The 23,160-nt window shown below is 57.2% G+C and carries 19 protein-coding genes; 11 read left to right on the top strand and 8 right to left on the bottom strand.

Annotation, left to right across the window (positions count from 1 at the left end; translation table 11 throughout):
* Positions 1-75 precede the first annotated feature (75 nt).
* The 3 genes from BUE18_RS11365 to BUE18_RS11355 are packed head-to-tail and all read right to left on the bottom strand — an operon-like array spanning position 76 to position 6,127.
* Entirely contained in the window at positions 76-3,345 is a 3,270-nt protein-coding gene (locus BUE18_RS11365; RefSeq protein WP_073475741.1) for an efflux RND transporter permease subunit, read from the bottom strand.
* On the bottom strand, positions 3,342-4,541 hold the full coding sequence (locus tag BUE18_RS11360; protein WP_073475739.1) for an efflux RND transporter periplasmic adaptor subunit: 1,200 nt from the start codon (positions 4,539-4,541) through the stop codon (positions 3,342-3,344). The genes BUE18_RS11365 and BUE18_RS11360 overlap by 4 nt, the downstream gene beginning before the upstream one ends.
* A gap of 41 nt (positions 4,542-4,582) precedes the next feature.
* Positions 4,583-6,127, bottom strand: a complete 1,545-nt coding sequence (locus BUE18_RS11355) for an efflux transporter outer membrane subunit (RefSeq protein ID WP_083610953.1) — start codon at positions 6,125-6,127, stop codon at positions 4,583-4,585.
* A gap of 185 nt (positions 6,128-6,312) precedes the next feature.
* On the opposite strand from BUE18_RS11355, the gene BUE18_RS11350 reads away from it, so the two are divergent.
* From BUE18_RS11350 to aroB, 11 genes are all read left to right on the top strand, one after another.
* The gene (locus BUE18_RS11350) at positions 6,313-6,597 is read left to right on the top strand and encodes a hypothetical protein (protein WP_073475736.1); all 285 of its coding nucleotides are present in this window, start codon (positions 6,313-6,315) and stop codon (positions 6,595-6,597) included.
* On the top strand, positions 6,594-9,170 hold the full coding sequence (locus tag BUE18_RS11345; protein ID WP_073475734.1) for a PAS domain S-box protein: 2,577 nt from the start codon (positions 6,594-6,596) through the stop codon (positions 9,168-9,170). The genes BUE18_RS11350 and BUE18_RS11345 overlap by 4 nt, the downstream gene beginning before the upstream one ends.
* Before the next feature lie 433 nt (positions 9,171-9,603).
* A complete protein-coding gene (gene aroF / locus BUE18_RS11340) occupies positions 9,604-10,623 on the top strand; it encodes a 3-deoxy-7-phosphoheptulonate synthase (protein ID WP_073475732.1) in 1,020 nt (339 codons plus the stop codon).
* A 30-nt stretch (positions 10,624-10,653) separates the two neighbouring features.
* A complete protein-coding gene (locus BUE18_RS11335; protein ID WP_073475730.1) occupies positions 10,654-12,141 on the top strand; it encodes an anthranilate synthase component I family protein in 1,488 nt (495 codons plus the stop codon).
* Between the two features lie 17 nt (positions 12,142-12,158).
* The gene (locus BUE18_RS11330) at positions 12,159-12,740 is read left to right on the top strand and encodes an anthranilate synthase component II (protein WP_073475729.1); all 582 of its coding nucleotides are present in this window, start codon (positions 12,159-12,161) and stop codon (positions 12,738-12,740) included.
* Between the two features lie 26 nt (positions 12,741-12,766).
* Positions 12,767-13,783, top strand: a complete 1,017-nt coding sequence (gene trpD / locus BUE18_RS11325) for an anthranilate phosphoribosyltransferase (protein ID WP_073475727.1) — start codon at positions 12,767-12,769, stop codon at positions 13,781-13,783.
* Between the two features lie 10 nt (positions 13,784-13,793).
* Positions 13,794-14,594, top strand: coding sequence for an indole-3-glycerol phosphate synthase TrpC (gene trpC, locus BUE18_RS11320; RefSeq protein ID WP_073475726.1), 801 nt, complete (start codon positions 13,794-13,796; stop codon positions 14,592-14,594).
* Positions 14,591-15,247, top strand: coding sequence for a phosphoribosylanthranilate isomerase (locus tag BUE18_RS11315; RefSeq protein WP_073475724.1), 657 nt, complete (start codon positions 14,591-14,593; stop codon positions 15,245-15,247). Before trpC ends, BUE18_RS11315 begins: the two co-directional genes overlap by 4 nt.
* On the top strand, positions 15,244-16,446 hold the full coding sequence (gene trpB / locus BUE18_RS11310; protein WP_073475723.1) for a tryptophan synthase subunit beta: 1,203 nt from the start codon (positions 15,244-15,246) through the stop codon (positions 16,444-16,446). The genes BUE18_RS11315 and trpB overlap by 4 nt, the downstream gene beginning before the upstream one ends.
* A gap of 2 nt (positions 16,447-16,448) precedes the next feature.
* On the top strand, positions 16,449-17,246 hold the full coding sequence (trpA, locus tag BUE18_RS11305) for a tryptophan synthase subunit alpha (RefSeq protein WP_073475721.1): 798 nt from the start codon (positions 16,449-16,451) through the stop codon (positions 17,244-17,246).
* A 16-nt stretch (positions 17,247-17,262) separates the two neighbouring features.
* A complete protein-coding gene (gene aroB, locus BUE18_RS11300) occupies positions 17,263-18,300 on the top strand; it encodes a 3-dehydroquinate synthase (RefSeq protein ID WP_244549312.1) in 1,038 nt (345 codons plus the stop codon).
* 325 nt (positions 18,301-18,625) lie between these two features.
* Here the strand turns inward: aroB and phoU are convergent, their stop codons facing one another.
* The 5 genes from phoU to BUE18_RS11275 all read right to left on the bottom strand — a co-directional run bounded on the left by phoU (position 18,626) and on the right by BUE18_RS11275 (position 22,931).
* Entirely contained in the window at positions 18,626-19,321 is a 696-nt protein-coding gene (gene phoU, locus BUE18_RS11295) for a phosphate signaling complex protein PhoU (RefSeq protein ID WP_073475719.1), read from the bottom strand.
* Between the two features lie 20 nt (positions 19,322-19,341).
* Positions 19,342-20,091 (bottom strand): phosphate ABC transporter ATP-binding protein PstB, encoded by a 750-nt coding sequence (gene pstB / locus BUE18_RS11290; RefSeq protein ID WP_425290466.1) that lies wholly within the window; start codon positions 20,089-20,091, stop codon positions 19,342-19,344.
* Between the two features lie 23 nt (positions 20,092-20,114).
* Positions 20,115-21,053, bottom strand: a complete 939-nt coding sequence (gene pstA, locus BUE18_RS11285; protein ID WP_244549311.1) for a phosphate ABC transporter permease PstA — start codon at positions 21,051-21,053, stop codon at positions 20,115-20,117.
* A 19-nt stretch (positions 21,054-21,072) separates the two neighbouring features.
* The gene (gene pstC, locus BUE18_RS11280) at positions 21,073-21,969 is read right to left on the bottom strand and encodes a phosphate ABC transporter permease subunit PstC (protein WP_073475781.1); all 897 of its coding nucleotides are present in this window, start codon (positions 21,967-21,969) and stop codon (positions 21,073-21,075) included.
* Between the two features lie 143 nt (positions 21,970-22,112).
* Complete coding sequence (locus BUE18_RS11275) at positions 22,113-22,931, bottom strand: phosphate ABC transporter substrate-binding protein (RefSeq protein ID WP_073475715.1); 819 nt, start codon at positions 22,929-22,931, stop codon at positions 22,113-22,115.
* Between the last annotated feature and the right edge of the window lie 229 nt (positions 22,932-23,160).

Here is a 23,160-nt window from a genome sequence, read left to right as displayed (position 1 = left end):
GCCCATTAAGACTTTCATATGTATTCCCACGCAAAGCATGGAAACGAGTTAACAAACTGTCACGTTCGCCCTCCATCAATTCTTTTTCGGCAGGGGTTCTGAAAGGTCAGGCGACTGCTTTTCATCAGGCTCGGGTTCGTTCCCTCCCGAGGCATGGTACCGGCCGTAATCTCCCCCAAACACCCATTTGAAAAAACGCTGGATGTCATCCAGAATCACGTACCCGCTGGGCACCAGAAGCAAGGTGATTCCCGTGGCGAACAGCACGCCGAAGCCCAGGCTTACGGCCATGGGGATCAAAAACTGGGCCTGGATGGACTTTTCCAGCAGCATGGGCGTCACCCCCGCAAAGGTGGTGATGGAAGTCAGCATGATGGGCCGGAACCTTCGCGCCCCTGCGGCGACCACTGCTTCATGGGCTGCGGCGCCTTCGTCCCGCAACCGGTTGGCCATGTGGATAAGCACCAGGGAGTCATTCACCACCACGCCCGTCAATCCTACCATGCCGAACCGGCTCATGATGGTGAGGTCAATGCCCATGATCATATGCCCGAACACCCCGCCTATAATGCCGAAGGGGATGGCGCACATGACCACCAACGGCTGGGTGAAAGAGCGGAACGGTATGGCCAATAGAGCGTAAATACCGAGAAGGGCGATTGCAAAGCCCCGGTAAATGTCCTTGAAAGCCTCGCTGCGGTGTCGGCCCCTGCCCTCGACGGTAAAGTTCAGGCCGGGATACTTGGCTTGAAGCTCGGGCATGAACTCTTTTGTAACCGTGTCCCGCACCCGGTTGGGGTTGTTTTGCTCCATATCCACGTCGGCCATAACCTGGATCACCCGCTTACGCTGGGCTCGCGTAATGTAGGAGTAGCCTTCCTCCAGCTTCAATTCCGCAATTCGGGAAAACGGAATCAATTCACCCTGGGGCGTGATGATGCGCATATCCTCCAGGTTGCTCAGGTCGCGCCTTTCATCTTCGGGATACCGGACCATGACTTTGACCTCGTCCTGGCCCCGAAGCAGGCGCAGGGCCTCGGCCCCGTAAAAGGCGTGGCGCACCTGCCTTGCCAGATCGTACAGGGTGATTCCCAGGCTTCTGGCTTCTGGCTTCAATTTGATCTGCATTTCCTTTTTGCCGGGCAGAAAGCTGTCTTCTATGCCGTACACGCCGGGGTAGGTTTCCAGCTCCTTCATCAAATCTTCGGCGGCGGCCGAAAGCTGCTCGTTATCGCTGGAGGAAAGGTGAAACTCCACGGCCTTGCCCGAAGAATGCAGGGCGCTGGAATAGGTGATGGACTCCGCGTCCGGGACGATGCCCACGGCCTCGGACCAAAGATTGGTCAAATCCGCCGTGGATATGCCGTCCTCCCGTTCTTCCGCAGAGATGATGGTGATCCAAAGCTGGCCCATGTGCCCGCCGGTGTCGGGCTTGCCGTCTCCCAGATGGGCGCCCAGCAGGCCGATGGTATGCTCCAGCAAAGGCTTGGCGCCTTCCGGCCGGGTTTTATCCTTTTCGGCGATAACCTGACGGGCTTTTTCCTCCATCAAAGCCATGACCTCCAGGGTGCGCTCCTTGGGCGTGCCGCTGGGCATGGTGATCATGCAGGACATGGTGTCGCCTTCCACATCCGGGCTGAATGTTTCGCGCACGTATTCCGCCTTGATCACGCCGAAGGTCAGAAAAATGACGAAGATTCCCAACGCCACGTTTGCGTAACGCCAGGTTACGCAAAAATCCACCAGCCAGGAGTATGGCTTGTTGATGATCCATGACAAGACGTCCCGCCAAATCGTCAAAGGCCGGAACGCCGTTCTAAAAAACCTTTTGACGGGGCTTTGCTTTTTCCCTGACGGATTGGCGGGGTCCACGCTTTTGATTTTGCTTTTGCCCATGGCCAAATGGGAGGGCAGGATCAGCAGGGATTCAATCAGCGAGGCGGCCAGCACCAGGCACACCACGATGGGCAGGTTGCGCAGCAGCCGCCCCATGCGCCCGGAGCCCGTCAACAAAGGCAGAAACGCCACGATGGTGGTGAGCACGGAAAACACCACGGGCCGCCCCACTTCCAGGGCGCCCTCAATGGCGGCCTTGAGCCTGGGCATGCCCTGCTCCTGCTTGTGATAAATGCTTTCCCCGACAACAATGGCGTCGTCCACTACGATTCCCAAAACCATGATGAATCCGAACAGGGAAATCATGTTGATGGACACGTCAAAGTAGGGCAAAAATATAAAGGCTGCAGCAAAGGAGATGGGGATGCCCAAGGTCACCCAAAAAGCCAGCCTGACGTTCAGGAATATTCCCAGCAGCACAATGACCAACACCAGGCCGATGGCCATGTTTCGCACCAACAGGGAGATGCGGCTTTTCAAAATGGTGGAGGAGTCATTGTAAACCCGCAGCTTCACCCCGGCGGGAAGGTTTTGTGACGCGCTTTCCACGTACTCCCGCACCTGGCTGGCTACGGTCAGGGCGTTCTGGTCCGCCACCCGGTACACCTTAACCAGGGCAGCAGGCTCGCCCTCGAAAAAGGCCCGGTAATCCACGTCCTCGAAACCGTCTTTTAAATCCGCAATCTGCCCCAGGGTGACTTTGGTTCCGTCCGGGTTGGTGAGAACCGCGATGTCCGCATAGTCTTCCGCGTAGTAGCGCCGGCCCTTGGTGCGGATGAGAATCTCGCCGCCTTTGGCTTTGACCGAACCCGCCGGAAGATCCAGGCTGGCGTTGTTGATCAGGGTCGCCACCTGCCCCAGGGTGAGGCGGTGTCTGCGCAGTGCGTCCTCGGAGATTTCCACATGGATCTGGGTTTCCCGCACGCCGGAAAGCTCGGTCAAGGTTACGTCGGGCAGGGCCGTGATAGCATCCTTGGTGCGTTCGGCAATCTGCTTGAGGGTGGCTTCCGGAACGTCCCCGTACACAGCCACATTGACCACTTCCCGCGATCGGGTCATCTCCGCCACAATGGGCTGGTCCGCTTCATCCGGCAAGGTGGTGATGCGGTCCACGGCGGACTTGATCTCGTCCGTCAGCTTGCCCACGTCCCAGCCTTTCATGACCTCCACGGTCACCCGGCCGCTGCCTTCCCGGGCCGAGGAGTCGATGCGCTCAATGCCGGCAAGGCCTGCAATGGCCTCTTCGATTCGGGTGATGATGGCCTCTTCCACCTCCTCGGGCGAGGCGCCGGAGTAGGAGCATGAAATGCGAATGCGGTCCAGGGAGGTTTCGGGAAAGACCTCCATTTTGATATTGAGGGCCGTAAACACCCCTGCAAGAATGAAAAAAATCATCAGCAGGTTGGGCGCCACATGATTTTCGGCAAACCACTTGACCATGCCTTTCATGACTGGCCGCCCTCCGTCTGATTGCTTGGTATGGGAATGACCGCGCCGCCCTTGTTCTGCCCTTCATGCAGCCGGATTTTCATGCCGTCCGTTGGCGCTTTCATGGGGGAGGTTACCACCAGATCGCCGCTGTTCAAGCCTTGAGTCACCCAGACGCCCTGCTCGGAAATCCTGCTGACTTCCACCTGTTGAAAATGCATGGCGCCTTCCGGGGTTGCTATCCAGACGGTATCGCCCTCCCGCAGGGCTGAGCGGGGAATATTGACGGCATCCGGCAAGATATTGCCCTGGATGTCCACATGCACGAACAGGCCGGGAACCAATGGCGGGGTCGTGGCGTAGGGATCGTCAACCCTCACAACCACCCGCACGGTCCGGGTGGTTTCGTCCATCTCGCCTTCGGACCGGTCCACCCGCCCCTGCCAGACCATGTCGCGGCCGGCCACCCGGGCTTGAATCTCGGCCAAAGAGCCTTCGCCGCCCTTTTGGGTGAAGCCGGGGACGTTAAACCAGCGCAGCTCCTCGTCCGCCAGAGGCACGGAAATCTGCACCGCCTCGATGGAATGGAGCACCGCCAGCACCTGTCCGGGGGAGACGTATTGGCCTGCATCCACGGACTTCTGGCTGACCCTGCCGTCAAAGGGCACGGAGATTTCGGTTCTTTTCAATTGAAGCAGGGCCTTTTTCAAATCCGCCTTGTCCGCCTCCAGGCTGGCCCGGGCTGCCGCCAACTGGGGCTCCTTGACCACCAAAGGCGGCGGCGAGGCGCCTTTATCCCCGTCATTAGCGTGGAGAAGCTCCCATTCCCGGCGGGCCGCCAGGGCTTCCTGCTCCAAAAGCTGCAAGGCGCTTTCCGAGTTTTTTATCTGAGCTTCCGCCAGGGTGACGGCCAGGCGATAATCCTCTTGATCCAAACGGACGAGGGTCTGGCCCTTTTGAAAAGCCCCGCCGTCCACCAGGGAGGGGGAGATCCAGACCACCTTGCCGCCAACCTGGGGAACCAGTTGAATTTCCCGCCAGGGCTTGACCGTGCCCTGCCCCTGCACGTGGATGACGGCGTCTTCCTTCTCGGCCCTGATTACTCGCACCATGGGGATTGGCAGGGCGGGCTTGATCCGCTTTTGCTCAGGCTTGCTGTTGACTATCCAGTGGTAGCCGCGCCAGCCTCCGAATAATAAAAGGCCGACAAGCAGCACTTGCACCGCTAATCTTAGATAATTAGTCTTTGGGGTTGTACTCATTCCTGTTTGGACTCGCTTCCCTTTGGATTCTTTTCGGACGCAGGCCAACCTCCGCCCAAAGCCCGGTATAGGGTTACACGATTAAGATAAATGGCGAGCTCGGAGTTCACCAGGGTTTGCTGGGCCGAATACAAGGCCTGCTGGGCGTCCAACACGTCCAGATAGGTGGACAAACCCTGCTCGTACCGGCTTTGCGCCGTTTCCCTGGTTGCGGCGGATTCTTCCACCAGTTTCAATAGAAGCTCGCGATATTCCCGTTGCTCCGTCTGGGCCGCCAAGGCGCTTTCCACTTCGGCGAATGCGTTCAGCACGGTTTTGGCGTAAGCGGCCTCCTGCTGGGCGAATCGCGCCCGCGCCGCCTCTTCGGCGGCTTTCAATTCTCCGGCGTCGTAAATGGGCGCCAGCAAGCCGGCGGCCAGATTCCAAAATCGGTTTTCCGGGCTGAACAAATCCTCCAGATCCGGGCTGGAAGTTCCCAAGGCGCCCGTCAGGCTGATGCTTGGAAACCTGGCCGCTCTCGCAACGCCTATGCGGGCGCTGGCGGCCTGAAGCCCGGCCTCGGCCTGGCGCAAGTCCGGCCTGCGCAAAAGCAGGTCCGAAGGAATGCCCGGCGGAACCGGAGGCAGGGCCTTGTAATAGTCTTCCGGGATTTCCCGGGTGAACTCCAGGTTGGGGTATTTTCCCGCCAGGACGGCCAAGGCCGCGGCCCTGGCCTTCATGTCCGTCCGCAAGGGAGGCAACAGCGATTCCGCCTGCGCCAGCAGCCGGCGAGCCTGCCTCAGGTCCAAAACCGAGGCGATGCCGCCTTCGTACCTTCTTCGGATAAAGGAAAGGTTGCGTTTGAAATCCTCGATGCTCTGCTGGGTGACGGCAATAAGGCGGCGCAGGTTTTCGATTTCCAGATAAGCGCTCACCGTTTCCGCGGCTATGGTCTGAGCCACAGTCCGGGCGTTTTCCTCCACGGCCAGAAGATCCGCCCGGGCCGCCTCATTGGACCGGGCTATCCTGCCCCACAGGTCCAACTCATAGCTGGCCGCCGCCGTCAGATCCAGGCTGGTGGAGTGTACGTCCCTCTGACGCGTTACATAGGAAATGCCCTGAGAAGTGAGGACCGGCGTGGACGTGGTGGAAGTCCCCTCCGACCAGGAACCCTCGCCGGACAGGCTAAGCGAAGGAAAAAGCCCGGCCCGGGCCTGGGCCAAAACGGCCCGGTACTCCAAAACCCTGGCAGCCGCGGCCCGGATGTCCGGATTGTTCGCCAGGGCCTCCTCCACCAGGGCGTCCAATTCGGGGTTGTTGAAACCGGTCCACCAGGAATCGGGATGAGAGGCTTTTTCCGATTTTTCGAGACTTAATGACTCTTGGTTGACATATGAGCCGGGCGCGGCGGCAGCGCCAGATCCTGATTGATAATCCGGCCCTGCTTTTATGCATCCGCAAAAACAGATGAAAACCAAGGCGAAACACAGGGGCCATGGCAGGCGCATTGAAAGCGTAACGCCTTCAGGCGATCTTTTCAGGAACTGCACAGGTGCAGGCATATTTTTTGGTCCGGGTTTTGCATGTTTTGAGGGTCGTCCCGATACGGGATATTCGTCACGTTCATCTAAAAAAGACCTATAACCGGTATGTCAACAGAAATCCATATTTTGTCTACACGCTCATGTAGAAAACCATAATTGCGCGACCAATGCAATGCGGTTTTAGCGGGCGGCGGGTTGAAAATATGCTGGAAGAGAATGAACTCATCATGCTGGTTCTTGGCCTGGCTATCCTTATCCGGCTTTTGACGACCTATGAGAGGCTCCGCAAGATCCCGCATAACACATCATTATTATTAAGTTTTGTTGCATTCTTTGCGGCGACTGTAGCCACAATATGCGAAGGATACCTGCTTCCCGACCTCTTTAATTTGATGGAGCATCTGCTTTATATGACCAGCGCCGTACTCCTGACATTCTGGTTGTGGAGCTTTTTTAAACATTTCGAGGGAGGCGCAGGATCGCAATGATTGCAATAATTGACGCCTTCTCTCTGGGATTTTGCTGCCTTGCCATGGCCATTCTCATCGGCAAAAGCAAAAACAGCCCTCTCATGCGGGATCAAAAGCTGCTTTTAGGCGGGCTGATCCTGTTCATGGGCGTCTACTATTTTTGCATCTTCGTGAAATGGGCGGGAATAACAGGACGCCTGGAGGCCTTCGAAAACTTTGAAGGCGCTCTCATTCCCATGTGGTGGGCTTTTGTGTTTTACGCCCTTATGAACATGATCGCCACAAATGAGATCAAGGAAAGCGAGAGCAAATACCGGCTGATTGTGGAAAACCAGAGCGAGTTGATTCTTAAAATGGACCCGGACCTGAAAATCCGGTTCGCCAGCCCCTCGTTCTGCCGGATGATTGGAAAGCCCGAAGCGGATGTTTTAGGGCGCCCCTTGCTTTCCATTCTGGACCAAAAAGGGGAGTCTTTTCTTCCCTACGAGGTTTTTAACAAGACCGTCGATCCTTCCCAACCTGCCTATTTTGAAAAAATCGTCAAGACCTCGCAAGGAGAAAGGCTGCTGGCCTGGCATCTCAGCGCCCTCACCCGGGAAGGGGACGGCAAGGACGTTTTCATCGCCGTGGGCCGGGACATCACGGAAAAGAGCCGCACGGAAAAAAAGCTGGCAAGCATGGATCACCGGTACCGCACTCTTATGGAGAACCTGCCCGTGGGAATTTTCCGGGCGTCCATCGAAGGCCAGGGCAGGCTGCTCATGGTCAACAAAGCCGCCGCCGCCATGCTGGGATACGACTCGGAATTGGAATTACTGAAAATTCCTGTTTCGGACATTTTTTCAGACAACGGGCAAAGACGCGAACTCATCAAACGGATTAAAGCCGAAGGCGTTATTGTGGGAGTGGAAGCCGCGCTTAGGAAAAAGGACGGCGCAATTATTTTCGGCTCCGTAACCATGAACATGATCGAAGACGAAAACAACATATACGTAGACGGCATTATCGAGAACGTCACGAACGTCCGGCAGGCTTTAAACGCCCTGAACAGCAGCGAAAGGCTGCATCGCCAGGCCCAGCTGATCGCCAAGGTCGGCCACTGGGAGCAGGACATCACCACCATGACCTATGAATACTCCGAAGGCCTGGCCGATATTCTGAAGATTCCCAAAAACCTGACGCTTGACTTTGATGATGTGAAACGTCTGATCCACCCGGAAGACCTGCAGACCGTTCTCAATGAATTCGGCAAGTCCGTCAAATCCCGCACCGAGTACGACATGACCCACCGCTACGTGCTTTCCGACGGAGAAGTCAAATACGTGCACTCAAAATGCGTCCACGAGTTTGACGCCGATGGAAATCATACAAAATCCATCGGCACGGTCCAGGACGTCACGGAAATCAAAGTCCTGGAGTCTGATAAGCACAACACGGAAAGGCAGCTAAGACAGGCGCAAAAACTGGAAGCCATCGGAACCCTGGCCGGAGGCATCGCCCACGATTTCAACAACATCCTGACGCCCATTCTGGGCTTTTCCCAGATGCTTGCAGAAAACCTGCCCGATGACACGCGAAACCGGGAGAGCGCCCAGGCCATATACGAAGCCGCCCTAAGGGCCTCGGACCTGGTGGGCCATATTCTGACCTTCAGCAGGCAGGCCGACGCCGAGCGAATGCCCGTCCATGTGGCCGCTATTCTAAAGGAAGCCGTCAAATTCGTGCGAGCCTCCATCCCCTCCACGATCAATATTAAGCAGGACATCCAGACCAATTGCCTGCCGGTGTTGGCGGACCCCACCCAGATTCACCAGATCATCATGAACTTGTCCACCAACGCCTATTACGCCATGCAGGAAAAAGGCGGCGAACTGACCATCAGCCTGAAGCAGAAAAGACGCACGGATCTTTTTCCCGACCTGGAGGAATCAGACGCAAACGGCATGTATTATCTCCATTTGAAAGTGCAGGATACGGGACAAGGCATGGACAAGGAAACCATGGACAGGATTTTCGATCCCTACTTCACCACAAAAAAAAGGGGGGAAGGGACCGGCCTGGGCCTGTCAACCGTCATAGGCATCCTCAACCAACTGGGAGGCCGAATTTCCGTGGAAAGCAAAATCGATGCGGGTACGGTTTTCAACGTCTATCTGCCCTGCATGGAAAAGCTGCCGAGCGCTGCAGCAGCTTCGTCCAGCCAGCCCGCAAAAGGAAACGGGCAGGAAGTTCTGGTGGTGGACGATGAGGGCACGGTCGCCAACATGCTGAGCCAAATGCTCAAAAACCTGGATTACGTTCCCACTGCCGTGAGCGACAGCCTCACCGCCCTGGAATTGATTCAAGCCGCCCCCCAAAAATTCGCCCTGGTGATTTCCGACCTCACCATGCCCAACCTGACTGGCGTGGAACTTGCCAAGAAGGCGGCGGAACTCAACCCGGACCTGCCGTTCATCCTAAGTTCCGGCCTGGGAGACGGAATTTCAGGAAAAGCCTCTGAGTCTCCCAACATCAAGGATATCCTCCATAAGCCCATAACCCGCAGCGCCCTGGGCCGGGTGGTCAACGCCGTCCTGAATCCCGAAAACTAGGAAACGCAAAGCCGTCTTTCATGCTGGATTTGACGGGCGGGAGAAGTTGTTTCATCTCCCTTGAAAATATTCGGTTTCCGTCAAGGAAGAAAAAAGATCTTGACACTCAGCCGCCAATTCCTTTATTAAGCCCAAAGACGGACAATTACGTCCTGAAAGGAAAAATACTTTGAAGAACGCAATCTACAATTCCTTTACTTTGAACAACTGCTGGTGGTGGCAGGTCTGGATGAGGTGCGCCCGCGTACTTGGCCGGAGCTGACGACAGCTGACATAAAAAGCCAAAAGGATCGTGGGAGCACAGCCCACGGTCCTTTTTTTATTTTGTACTTCCGAAAAAGGCCGTGGGAATCATCCTGCGGCCTTTTTTCGTTGCACTATTTTCTCCGCCAAAGGGCGGAAACAAAAAACACAACATTCGGGAGACAAAAACATGCTGCTGGTCATGAAACAAAACGCAACCCAGGACCAAATTGACGATGTAATCGAACGCATTGAGGCCGCCGGATTTACCGCCAGGCCCATCCCCGGCGGACACAGGACGGCCATCGGCATTCTTCATAACAAAGGCGCCGTGGATCCCGCCAGATTTCAGGGCCTGCCGGGCGTGAAAGAGCTTATACCGGTAACCCGCCCGTACAAGCTGGTGAGCCGGGAAACCAAGCCGGAAAACACGGTGGTCCGCATGGGCGGCGTGGCCATCGGCGAGGGAAGGCCCGTGCTCATGGCCGGCCCCTGCGCCGTGGAAAGCCTGGAGCAGTGCATGGCCATCGGCAAAAGCGTCAAGGAGTCCGGCGCGGAAATGTTCCGGGGCGGCGCCTTCAAACCCCGCACCTCTCCCTATTCCTTCCAGGGCCTTGGCGAGGAAGGCCTCAAGATTCTGGCAGCGGTCCGCGAGGAAACCGGCCTGAAGATCGTCACTGAGGTCATGGATAACGAAACCTTCGACCTGGTGGAGGAATACTCCGACATGGTCCAGATCGGCACCCGGAACATGCAGAACTTCGCCCTGCTTCGCCGGGCCGGTTTGGCGAAAAAACCGGTTATGCTCAAGCGCGGCATGTCCGCCACCATCGAGGAATGGTTGATGGCTGCGGAATACATCATGGAGCGGGGCAACGATCAGATCGTCCTGTGCGAACGCGGCATCAGGACCTTCGCCATGCACAGCCGCAACACCCTGGACCTTTCCGCCATCACCGTCGTCCGCAAGGAAAGCCACCTGCCGGTGATCACGGACCCCAGCCATGCAGGCGGCCACCGTTGCCAGGTGGGGCCTTTGGCCAGGGCTTCGGCGGCCATGGGCGTGGACGGCATGATGATCGAAGTGCACAACGATCCGGCGGCGGCCCTGAGCGACGGCGGCCAGTCTTTGTATCCCCACCAGTTCAGCAAGCTGGCTCAGCAGATTTTTGACATTCACGACCTTGTCCGCACCCAGGGCGAAATATAGTTCTTCACAGGAGAAAAAGAGGCCAACGCCATGAAACTTAGATGCTATCCGAAAAAAGATGAATTCCTGCAACTGGCGCAAAAGGGCAACGTCATTCCCGTGTGCATGGAAATCCTGGCTGACACCGAAACCCCGGTTTCCGTCTTGCTGAAAAAAGCGGACGCCAACCCGGCCTTTTTGCTGGAGAGCGTGGAAGGCGGCGAGCGTTGGGGCCGGTACAGCTTTTTGGGAACTTCGGCCCACGCCCATGTAAAGGTTTTCGCCCAGGATGTGGAGGTGAGCGGCCACAAGTCCTCCCAGCGCATTCCCCATCAGGGAGATCCGTTGTCCGTGCTGCGGGACATCATGAAGGTTTTCAACCCGGTCAACCTGCCCGACCTGCCCAGGTTCTGGGGCGGCATGGTGGGATACCTGGCTTACGAGATGGTCTCGTTTTTCGAGCGCATCCCGCACGACACGCCTGCGGACAAGCCTTTGGCCCATTTTATGATCACGGACGAATTGTACGTGTTTGACAACGTGAAGCACACCCTGACCATGGTGGCCCACGTGTTCCTGGAAAACGGCGAAGACCCGGCCGAGGAGTTCGACAAGGCCATGGCCCGGCTGGAAAGCATGGTCGATTCCTTGTCTGCGCCCACGCCCGTCCAGCCCGAGACCGTAGACGGCGGCAGCCTGGAGGGCAGGTACGACCCTGCCGATTACATGAACGCAGTGGTCAAGACCAAGGAATACATCAAGGCCGGCGACATCATCCAGGCGGTCATTTCCCAGCCCTATGTGTGCTCCGCGCCGGTGGACGCGGCCAGCCTGTACCGGGCGCAGCGTTACATCAATCCGTCTCCTTATATGTTTTTCTTCAACCTGGACAAGGTTTCCCTCATCGGTTCCTCTCCCGAGACCATGGTGAGGCTGGAAAACGGCGTGGCCACGCTTCGGCCCATCGCCGGAACCCGTCCCAGGGGCAAGAGCCAGCAGGAAGACCGGCAGCTTGCCGACGACCTGTTAAAGGACGAGAAGGAGCGCGCCGAGCATTTGATGCTGGTGGATTTGGGCCGGAACGACCTTGGCCGTGTGGCCCAGGTGGGCACGGTCCAGGTGACGGATTTGATGGTGGTGGAGCGGTATTCCCATGTCATGCACCTGGTTTCCAACATCACCTGCGATCTGCTGCCCGAATGCGACGGGTTTGACCTTTTGAAGGCCAGCTTTCCGGCGGGAACCTTGTCCGGCGCTCCCAAGGTAAGGGCCATGGAGATTATTGCAGAGCTGGAAAAAGAGCCCCGGGGGCCTTACGGCGGGGCCGTGGGATACATTTCCTTCTCCGGCAACATGGACCTTGCCATTACCATCCGCACGGCCATGGTGGAGGACGGACTCCTGACCGTGCGCGCAGGTGCGGGCATTGTGGCGGATTCGGACCCCGCGACCGAGCACCAGGAAACCCTGAACAAATCCAAAGCCCTGGAAAGGGCCATCAGCCTGATCCGCAAACCGGCGGGCGAAGGCATTGAATAGCCCTGAGGAGGCCAACCATGATAATCATGATAGATAACTATGATTCCTTTACATACAACCTGGTCCAATATTTGAAAATGATGGGGGCCGAGGTGGAAGTATACCGGAACGACGCTGCGGAGGTGGACGGGCTGATGGAAAAGAGCCCCAAGGGCGTGGTCATCTCCCCAGGGCCCGGCAGGCCGGAGAGCGCCGGGGTATCCCTGGATCTTATCAAGGCGTGCGCAGGCAAAATTCCTTTGCTGGGCGTTTGCCTGGGGCATCAGTCCATCGGTCACGCCTTCGGCGCCACTGTGGGGCCTGCCAAGCGCCTGATGCACGGCAAAACTTCCCAGGTGACGGCCGACGGCAAGGGCGTGTTTGAGGGCATCAAATCGGCCTTTGCGGCCATGCGGTATCATTCTTTGGCGATTATGGAGGACACCCTTCCGGATTGCCTGGAAATCACGGCCCGTTCCGACGACGAGGAAATCATGGGCGTGCGGCATAAGGAATTCGACCTGGAAGGCATTCAGTTCCATCCCGAGTCCATCATGACCCCTATGGGCAAGAAGATGCTCAGGAACTTTTTGGTCAAAACCGGTGAGATTACAAACTAAATTGAATATATAGGAGGAGGGAGTACATGTTTACGGAATTGTTGAAGAAAATAGTCAGCGGACAGGATCTTGCGGAAGACGAAATGACCAGTATGATGGACTCCATCATGAGCGGGGAAGTGGAAGTTCCCGCCATTGCAGCCTTTATGGCGGCTTTGGCGACCAAGGGGGAGACCTTCACCGAACTGGCCGGCGCGGCCCGGTCCATGCGCAGGAAGGCCACGCGCATTCAGGTTTCCTCCAACACGGTGGTGGACACCTGCGGAACCGGCGGCGACGGCGCCAGCACATTCAACATCTCCACCACCAGCGCCTTTGTCGTGGCCGGGTGCGGCGTAACCGTGGCCAAGCACGGCAACCGGTCGGTTTCCAGCAAGTGCGGCAGCGCGGACGTTTTGGAAGCCCTGGGCGTTAAGCTGGACACCCATCCGGAGGTTGTGGAGCAGGCCATCGAGGAAATCGGCATCGGCTTTTTGTTTGCGCCCATGTATCACAGCGCCATGCGCTTTGCCATGCCCGCCCGCCAGGCTGTGGGCATCCGCTCCATATTCAACATGCTCGGCCCCTTGACCAACCCGGCCGGCGCCAACTGCCAGCTTTTGGGCGTGTATGATCCCAAGCTGACCGAAATGTTCGCCGAAGCCCTCAAGCTCCTGGGCGCGCGCAAGGCTTATGTGGTGCACGGCCATGACGGCCTGGACGAAATTTCCATTTGCGCCCCCACCCGGGTGTCGGAGCTTGCCGACGGCATGGTGCGCACCTTTGACATCCTGCCCGAACAACTGAACATAGAGACCTGCGACATCTCCGAACTGGCCGGCGGCGACGCCCAGGAAAACGCCGGCATTACCAAATCCATCCTGGAAGGAACACCCGGACCCAAACAGGACGTGGCGGCCGTGAACGCGGGCGCGGCTTTGGTCGCTGCGGGCGTGGCTGATGATTTTAAAGACGGCATGGCCAAGGCCAGGGAGGCCATCAAGTCGGGCGCGGCTCTGGGCAAGCTGGAAGCGCTGGTGAAGTTCACCCAGGAAAACGGTTAGGAGTGGGATAATGGGAGACAAACCTGATATCCTGAAAGTCATCCTGGAGCATAAAAAGCGGGAGGTGGAGGCCTGCCGGGCCAGGATTTCGGAAGAGGATCTGGCGGAAATGGCCAAGGCGGACCGGCAACGGCGGAATTTCATGCAAAGCCTGTCCCAGCCCGGCCCTTTTGGCGCCAACATCATCGCGGAAGTCAAAAGAGCCTCGCCCTCCAAGGGAATCATCCGGGAGGGGCTGGATCCGGCGCTTCAGGCCGCAGCCTACGAAAAAGGCGGCGCGGCGGCCATGTCGGTCCTGACTGATGAAAAATTTTTCCAGGGATCGCCCGACGACCTCAAGGCGGCCCGGGCCGCGTGCTCTTTGCCCGTCATCCGCAAGGACTTCATTGTGTCCATGTACCAGATTTACGAGGCGGCGGTCATGGGCGCGGACGCCATTCTGCTCATCACCCGGACCTTGACGGTGGATTTCATGCAACGGGCTTTGGCCTTGTGTACAGAATTGGGTCTGGACGCTCTCGTGGAGGTTCATTCGGAGGAGGAGCTGGATCAGGCCGGAGCAGCGGGCGCCAAGCTGGTGGGCGTGAATAACCGGGACCTCAAGACTTTTGTGACGGACATACAAACCACCATCCGGCTGCGCAAACGCATGACGGCGGATCAGGTCGCCGTGTGCGAAAGCGGGATCAAGGATCGGGCCGACATTCAAAGAGTGACGGATGCAGGGGTCTTCAATTTTCTGATCGGCGAAACCCTGGTGCGCAGCGACGATCCGGCGGCGACCATCAGAGAGCTTACGGGGGCGGCGTGAACGTGCAAATAAAAATATGCGGGCTTACCGATCCGGACCATGCGGCGGAGTGCTTTGAACTTGGCGCCGACGCTATCGGCCTGGTCTTTTATCCCCCCAGCCCCCGGTTCGTGATTGACGACCTGGCTTTGGAAATCTGCCAGGCTTTGCCGAAAAAAGCGCCCAAGGTGGGGGTGTTCGTCAACGATACCTACGAGTTCATCATGAACAAGGCCGAAAAATGCGGCATCACCATGGCTCAGTTGCACGGGCATGAGTCCCAGGAACTGGCTGATCGGCTGGAAAAGGCCGGAATCGGGGTGATTAAGGCCTTTTTCGCCAACAGATCGCCTGATTTCAAGGCCATGACCGAATATTCCGCCAAGGCCTGCCTGGTGGAATGCGCCGGGGAAAAGCTCCCCGGAGGAAACGCCAAAGCCTGGGCGTGGCGCACGGCCAGGGGAATCAGCGAGCGCATGCCCCTGGCCCTGGCCGGCGGCCTGGATCCGGAGAACGTTTCCCAGGCCATATTGGACGCCATGCCCGACGCATTGGACGTGAGTTCCGGCGTGGAAGCCTCGCCGGGCGTCAAGGACATGGACAAGGTAAAACGATTTATACAAAACGCGACCCAAACCGGGATCGATTATCAACCGAGAAAGGTATTCTCATGAATATTTTGAATACGCCCGACGAAAGAGGCCACTTTGGCGCGTTCGGCGGCAGGTACATCGCCGAAACCCTTATGCCCGCCATCCTGGAGCTTACCGAGGCTTACGCCAAGGCCCAACAGAACCAGGAGTTCCAGGACGATCTGCAAGCCCTTTTTACCAATTACGTGGGCAGGCCCACGCCTTTGTTTTTCGCCCGGGGACTGACCGCCAAGATAGGCGGCGCCAAGATTTACTTGAAGCGGGAAGACCTGGCCCACACGGGTGCCCATAAAATCAACAACACCATGGGGCAGGCGCTTTTGGCCCACCACATGAGCAAAACCAAGGTCATCGCCGAAACCGGGGCAGGCCAGCACGGGGTCGCCACGGCCACGGCGGCGGCTTATTTCGGTATGGAATGCAAGGTGTTCATGGGCGTGGAGGACATCTCCCGCCAGGAGCCCAACGTCAAACGCATGGAGCTTTTGGGCGCGGAAGTGGTTCCGGTTTCTTCGGGCGCCGGCACTCTAAAGGACGCCATGAACGAAGCCATGCGCTATTGGGTCGGCGCCGTGGAAGACACCTTTTACGTCATCGGCTCCGTGGCCGGGCCTCATCCGTATCCGGCCATGGTGCGGGACTTCCAGCGGGTAATCGGCGACGAAGCCAAGCGCCAGATCATGGAAGCCGAAGGCAGGCTGCCCGACACGCTGGTTGCGTGCGTGGGCGGCGGCAGCAACGCCATGGGCCTGTTCTACTCCTTCGTAGGGGACAAGGACGTGGAAATGGTGGGCGTGGAAGCGGCCGGGATCGGCATTGAGTCGGGCAAGCATTCGGCCTCCCTGGGCGCGGGAGAGATCGGCGTGCTGCACGGCTCCAAATCTTACGTCCTCCAGACCCGGGACGGCCAGATTCAGGAAGCGCACTCGGTTTCCGCGGGGCTGGACTATCCCGGCGTCGGCCCTGAGCATGCGTTGCTGAAGGAAGAGGGCAGGGCGCGCTATGTCTCCATCAAGGACGACGAAGCCCTGAACGCCTTCCACACCCTGTCCCGGGCCGAGGGCATTTTGCCTGCGTTGGAAAGCTCCCACGCCGTGGCCTGGGCCATGAAAGAGGCCGCACGCAGGCCAAAAGACGACGTGATTTTGGTCAATCTTTCGGGCAGGGGCGACAAGGATCTGGAAACCGTACTCAAACACATGGAAAGAAAAGGGGCTTAATCATGAGCTGCATCAAGGATAGCTTTGAAGCGTTAAAGGCAAAGAACGAAAAGGCTTTGGTGGGCTTTGTGACGGCCGGGGATCCGGATTTCGGCAAGTCCGTGGAAATCGTCAAAGCCATGTGCGAAGGCGGCATGGACGTGCTGGAGCTCGGCATCCCCTTTTCCGACCCCACGGCGGACGGGCCTGTGATCCAACGCTCCTCGCAAAGGGCCTTATCCTCGGGCATGAGCCTGCCCAAGGTTTTGGAAATGGTGAAGATCGTCCGGGGATTTACGCAGATACCCATTGTCCTGTTCGGATATTACAACCCGATTTTTGCTTACGGCGGCAAGCGCTTTTACGAAGACGCCCTGGCAGTTGGCGCGGACGGCGTGCTGATTGTGGATCTGCCGCCGGAGGAGTCCGCGGAGCTGACTTCTTTATGGGACGGAGACGATTTTGACTTCATAAGGCTGGTTGCGCCCACCACCGGGCAGGACCGCATGAAGCAGATTGCGGACGAGGCGTCCGGGTTCATCTATCTGGTTTCCATGACCGGCGTTACGGGCAGCCAGGGGCTGAACAGTTCCAAGGTTGCGGACGTGATTGCGCCCTTGAAGGCGGTGACGGATTTGCCGGTTTGCGTGGGCTTCGGCATTTCCACGCCGGATCACGTGAAGGCGGTGGCCGCGGTGTCCGACGGCGTGGTTGTGGGTTCGGCCTTTGAAAGGTTGATTGAGGAGAACCTGGAAAACCGGGGCCTGCATTCGATGGTTAAGGAATACACCGAATCGCTCAAAGCGGCGACCAAGGGATAGGGACGCTGTTTATTTCATGGAAGAAGATAAAATGGTCAGAGAACTGAAAATATCAGGCAAGACCGGAAACTCGCGCATCATGGTGGGGGAGGCCCTGAAAAACCTGGGCCTCCACCTGCCCAAGGGCAGGACCGTCATCATTACGGACTCCACGGTCAACGATCTTTACGGAAACCTGTTTCCCGCCTGCCCGGTTTTGGAAATCGGAGAAGGGGAGGGGAACAAGACCCTGGACGCCGTGGCGCAGCTCATGGGCGAGCTGATGGACCTGGGCCTGGACCGGTCCTGCTTTATCGCGGGAATCGGCGGCGGCATTGTGTGCGACGTCGCGGGATTCGTAGCCTCCACCTATTTGCGCGGTGTGGACTTCGGGTTTTGCCCCACCACGCTCCTGGCCCAGGTGGACGCCAGCGTGGGCGGCAAAAACGGGGTAAACTATAAAGGATATAAAAACATGGTGGGCGTGTTCAACCAGCCATCTTTTGTGCTGTGCGATCCCCAGGTTTTAAAAAGCCTGCCCCAGGACGAGTTGACCAACGGGTTCGCGGAAATCGTCAAGCACGGCGCCATCCGGGACGAGTCCCACTTTACCTTTTTGGAGGATAACAAGGCCAAGGCCCTTTCTTTGGACCCGGAGTTCATGGCACACCTGATTTACGACTCCATCGCCATCAAGGCGGACGTGGTCAATCAGGACGAAAAGGAAACCGGGATTCGGAAAATATTGAACTTCGGCCATACCTTCGGCCACGCCCTGGAAAAAACCGCGGGCGTTTCCCACGGCAAGGCCGTAAGCGCGGGCATGGTCATGGCCTGCACCTTGTCCATGGATCGGGGACTGCTCAAGGCATCGGACAGCGAACGCATTAAAAAGCTGCTCAAAGACCTTGGCCTTCCCCTGCAAATCGACGTGGATCCCGCCAAAGCCCTGGACGCTTTGGCCAAAGACAAGAAAAAGCTGGGCGACGCCATCCAGTTTGTGTTGCTGAAGGCTCTGGGCGAGGCCGTGGTGGAAACGATTTCCATCCAGGATCTTGAGAAAAATTTGGGGTGAGCTTGCGAAACCCAACAATGAGCGCCTTGGGCGTTGTTTTATGGAGCGGGCTTCAAGGGGCGAACAGGATAATTTTTGTTTTGCATTATTGTAAGAGGCTTAATTTCAGGCTGTTATAGTATGCATTCCCACGCAAAGCATGGGAACGAGTTGCAGCTTGCATGGATCGACGCAGGTTGGGTAGAGCTTGCGAAATCAAACAAATTCTGGCTGATATCCTTTCTTGTTGTATAACAAAAGCGCCGTGCAGGCTTTGGAACTGCACGGCGCTTTTGTTATAACGAGGGAATGGGACTCTGCTTTCTAAAAATCCTTGATAACCTAACTATTTCACCTGCTCCTCAACCACCTTTTCGTGCCGTCTTTCGTATATCTTGTGGCGGTGGATTTCCCCTTCAATCAGGTAGATCACCTCTTCCGCAATATTGGTGGAATGGTCGGCGATCCTCTCCAGATGCCGGGAAGCCAGGAGAATATTGATCAATACTCCGGCGTTTTCCGGATGGGTTTTGATGGCCTGCTTGATGATGTCGTAGATGTTACGCTTGATTTCGTCCACTTCATCATCGGCCATGCACACCTTGTAGGCCAGGTCCACGTCGAAGGCCACCAGGGCGTCCAGGCTGTTTTTCAGCATGGCCTGGGTCTTGTGGGACATGGGGCCGAACTCGAAGCCCAGGTCCAGGGGCGGGGCCTTCATGATGGTGATCACCCGTTGGGCGATGTTGACGGCCTGGTCTCCGATGCGCTCCAGATCGTTATTGATTTTGAGCACGCAGGCCAGAAAGCGCAGGTCCACGGCCACGGGTTGGTGGAGAGCGATGATCTTGAGGCACTCCTCCTCCACCTCCACCTCGGCCTCATCGATTTCGATGTCGGACTCGATGACCTTTTTAGCCAGTTCCAGGTCCCGGTTGGTCAAGGCTTTGGTAGCCTGGCGGACCCGTTCCTCCACCATGGCTCCCAGGCTTAAAATGAGCTTTTTGATGTTGTCCAATTCCGTATGAATAGGTCTGCCCATGAAGGGAATCTCCTTTTCAATCAGCCGAAACGGCCGGTAATGTAGTCCGAAGTCTGCTGCTTGCGCGGCTTGGTGAACAGGGTTTCGGTCGCATCGGCCTCAATGAGCTTGCCCATGAAGAAAAAGGCCGTAACGTCGGAAACCCGGGCCGCCTGCTGCATGTTATGGGTTACGATGATGATAGTATAGGTGGTCTTAAGCTGCAAGATCAGTTCTTCGATCTTCTGGGTGGCCACGGGGTCCAGGGCGGAGGCGGGTTCGTCCATGAGCAGGACTTCCGGCTCCACGGCCAGGGCGCGGGCGATGCACAAGCGTTGCTGCTGGCCGCCGGAAAGTCCCAGGGCGGAGTCGTGCAGCCTGTCCTTGACCTCATCCAAGAGGGCGGCGGATTCCAGGCTTTTTTCCACTTGAGAGGCGATGTAAGCCTTGTTTTTAATGCCTTTGACGCGGAGGCCGTAAGCCACGTTTTCGAAGATGGTCTTGGGGAAGGGGTTGGGCTTTTGAAAAACCATGCCCACCCGGCTTCTCAAGTCCACCACGTCCACTTCCGGGCTGTATATGTCCACGTCGTCAATGCGCAGGTTCCCTTGCACGCGGGCGATGGGAATGAGGTCGTTCATCCTGTTGATGCAGCGCAGAAAGGTGCTTTTTCCGCATCCCGAGGGTCCGATGAGGGCCGTCACCTTGTTTTGCTCAAAGTCCAGGTTCACATCGTAAAGCGCCTGGGAGGGTCCGTAAAAGAAGTCCAGGTTTTTTGATGAAACTTTCATGGGTTCGGTCATTTTCAATTCTCTCACGAAAGACGATTTCTAAGACGCGCCCGGTAAATAATGGCGGCAAGGTTCATTCCAAGAACAAGCGCGATCAACACCAGGGCGGAGCCGTACTGCAGGGGCCTGGTGGCTTCGATTTCCGTTCCCGCCGTGGCCAGCACATAGATGTGGTACGGAAGGGTCATGACTTCGCTGAAAGGGGACGAAGGCAGATGGGGCGCAAAGAACACGGCGGCCGTGAACATGACGGGCGCCAGTTCCCCTGCGGCGCGGCTCAGGCCCAGGATGCCGCCCGTCAGGATGCCCGGAAGGGCGGCGGGCAGCACAACCCGGTAGATGGTCTGCCACTTGGTGGCGCCAAGGCCCAGGGAGGCCTCCCGGTAGGTGTCGGGCACGGATTTCAGGGCTTCTTCCGAAGCGCCGATGATGACCGGCAAGGACATGGCGGCCAGGGTCAGGGCGCCTGCCAGCAGGCTGACTCCCATCTCCAGGTAGATGACGAAAAAAGCCAGGCCGAAGAGTCCGAAGACAACGGAAGGCACGCCGGCCAGGTTGTTGATGCCCAGGCGGATAACCCTGAGAACCTTGCCGGGGCGGGCGTACTCGTTCAGGTAAATGGCGGAAGCCACGCCAATGGGAAAAGCCACGATCATGGCGCCTATGCCCAGGCACAGGGTCCCCACGATGCAAGGCAGGATTCCGCCTTTGGTCATGGAATCGTAAGGCGCTGTGGTTAAAAACTCCCAGTTGATGGCGCGCCATCCTCTGGCGAGCATAAACCATAGGATGATGGCCAGAGCGGCGCCGTTGATCAGCGCAGCCGCCCTCAAAAAGTTAAAGACGATGCTTTGATACAACCGCCGCCGGCTTTTAGGCGTTCCCTGAGGCGCGCCATTTTTTCCGAATTGGCCGTTCTGTTGCTTCAGGCTTATGGATTCTGTTTGCAAATTCAACATCATTCCCTTTTCTGACGCCTCCTTACAGCGTAGCGTCGCCGGTTTGCTTATATTTGTGGGCGATCATGTCTGCTATAATGTTGAAGAAAAACGTAAAGATGAAAAGCACCACGCCGGTCGCGAACAGAGCGTGGTAATGATCTCCCCGAAAGGGAGCTTCGGCCATTTCCGCCGCAATGCTCGCGGGCAAGGGCCTGACGGGATCGAACAAGGACTGGGGCAATGCCGCGGCGCCGCCGGCGACCATCAAGACCACCATGGTTTCGCCGATAGCGCGGGACATGCCCAGGATCACGGCCGTGCTGACGCCGGAAATGGAAGCCGGCAAAATCACCCTGACAATGGTTTCCAGCTTGGTGGCGCCCAAACCCAGGGAGGCCTCGCGCAGGGCGTTGGGCACGCTGTAAATGGCGTCTTCCGAGATGCTGCATATGGTGGGGATGGACATAAAAGCCAGCATCAGGGCGGCGTTGAACATGTTTAGCCCCGTGGGGATGTCGAACACTTCCTGTAAAAATGGCGCCACGATGACCATGCCGAAAAAGCCGATGACGACCGACGGCAGGGAGGCGATCAGCTCGACAATGGGTTTTACTATTTCACGCATTTTTGGCTTTGCGATTTCTGCAAGATACAAGGCGCTCATGACTCCCAGGGGGATGGAGATGGTCGCCGACAGGATGGTGACGAAAACAGAGCCTACAATGAGGGGGAAAATTCCAAAATCCGGAGGATCGGACGTGGGATACCAATACATGCCGAAGACAAAATCCTTGACCGACACCAGATCAAATATCGGGACGCCTTCCATGAACAGGAACAACGTAATCAGCCCCAACGTGATGATGCAGGCCAGGGCTATGCCGAAAAACATGTTCTTAATTATTTTTTCTCGTGTGCGGCTGTTTAAAAATGCCATGTTCATCTGAGCCTTTTTTTAAACAAGTCCGGCCCGCGCCAATGTTCGTGCTAAAATGGGGGGCTGCAGCGACGCAATGGGTGGCGCGGGCCAGACTGATTTTCAGTAGTGGTGACTATGTGTGTCCTGACTACATGGCTCCCTTAGTACAGGGGCACATACCCGGCTTCTTCGACCAGCTTCTGGCCCTTTTCCGGGTGCAGCACGAAGTTCAGGAAGTTCACGGTGTCGCCTTCAGGCCAACCCTGGGTGAACATGAACAGGGGACGGCTGATGGGGAAGGAGCCGTTCAGAGTGGTTTCCTTGGAGCCCACAACGCCGTTGGCGGAGACCGCCTTGACTTCGCTGTTCAGGTAGCCAAGTCCAATGTAGCCGATGGCGTACTTGTTGCCGGCCACGGCCTGGGCCACGGCGCCGTTGGAAGCCTGGATCAGAGCGGAGGGCGCCACGCGCTCTTTGTTCATGACTTTGCTTTCCCACACTTCATAGGTGCCGGAGGAGGTGTCGCGGGAGACGACCACGATTTTCAGGTCAGGTCCGCCAACTTCCTTCCAGTTTTTGATATCGCCCTTGTAGATGCCTTTGAGCTGGTCCAGGGAGAGATCCTTCACCGTGTTGCTGGGATGCACGATGGGCACGATGCAGTCGTAAGCCACGCGGAAAGGCACGGGGTAGGAGCCTTTTTCAATGGCCAGCTTGACTTCTTTATCCTTGATGAAGCGGGAAGCGTCGGCAATGTCGGTGGTGCCGTCGATGATGGCCTTGATGCCGTTGCCGGAACCGCCGCCGGAGATGGACAACTCGACATCCGGGTTTTGTTTCATGAAAGCTTCGCCCACTTTCTGAGCGATGGGCAGCACAGTGGTGGAGCCCTTAATTACGAGTTTGCCCGCGAGGGCGGACATGGGTGCAACGCACAGCAGCGCGGCGACCAGAATTGCGACCAGCTTAAACCTTTTCATCTGTGTTCCTCCGTTTGGGTGTTTTTGATGGATGAGTTTACAAGCCAAATAAAGTTTTGGCGTGTCACCGTTCCAAAGCAAGCGAAATATACGGGCCGTTTGTTAAGGTTGTGTTAGGGTTGTATTAGCATTGCATTAATTAAAAAAATGGATATTTATATATAATTTCAATAAGTTGAACTGTATTTTCCTTTGGCGCCTCCGGGCCTTTGTTAGCGGGAAAAAAGTC

It is taken from the genome of Desulfatibacillum alkenivorans DSM 16219 (genome assembly GCF_900142135.1).
GTDB classification, from domain to species: domain Bacteria; phylum Desulfobacterota; class Desulfobacteria; order Desulfobacterales; family Desulfatibacillaceae; genus Desulfatibacillum; species Desulfatibacillum alkenivorans.
This window is presented reverse-complemented; position numbering and strand designations above follow the sequence as displayed.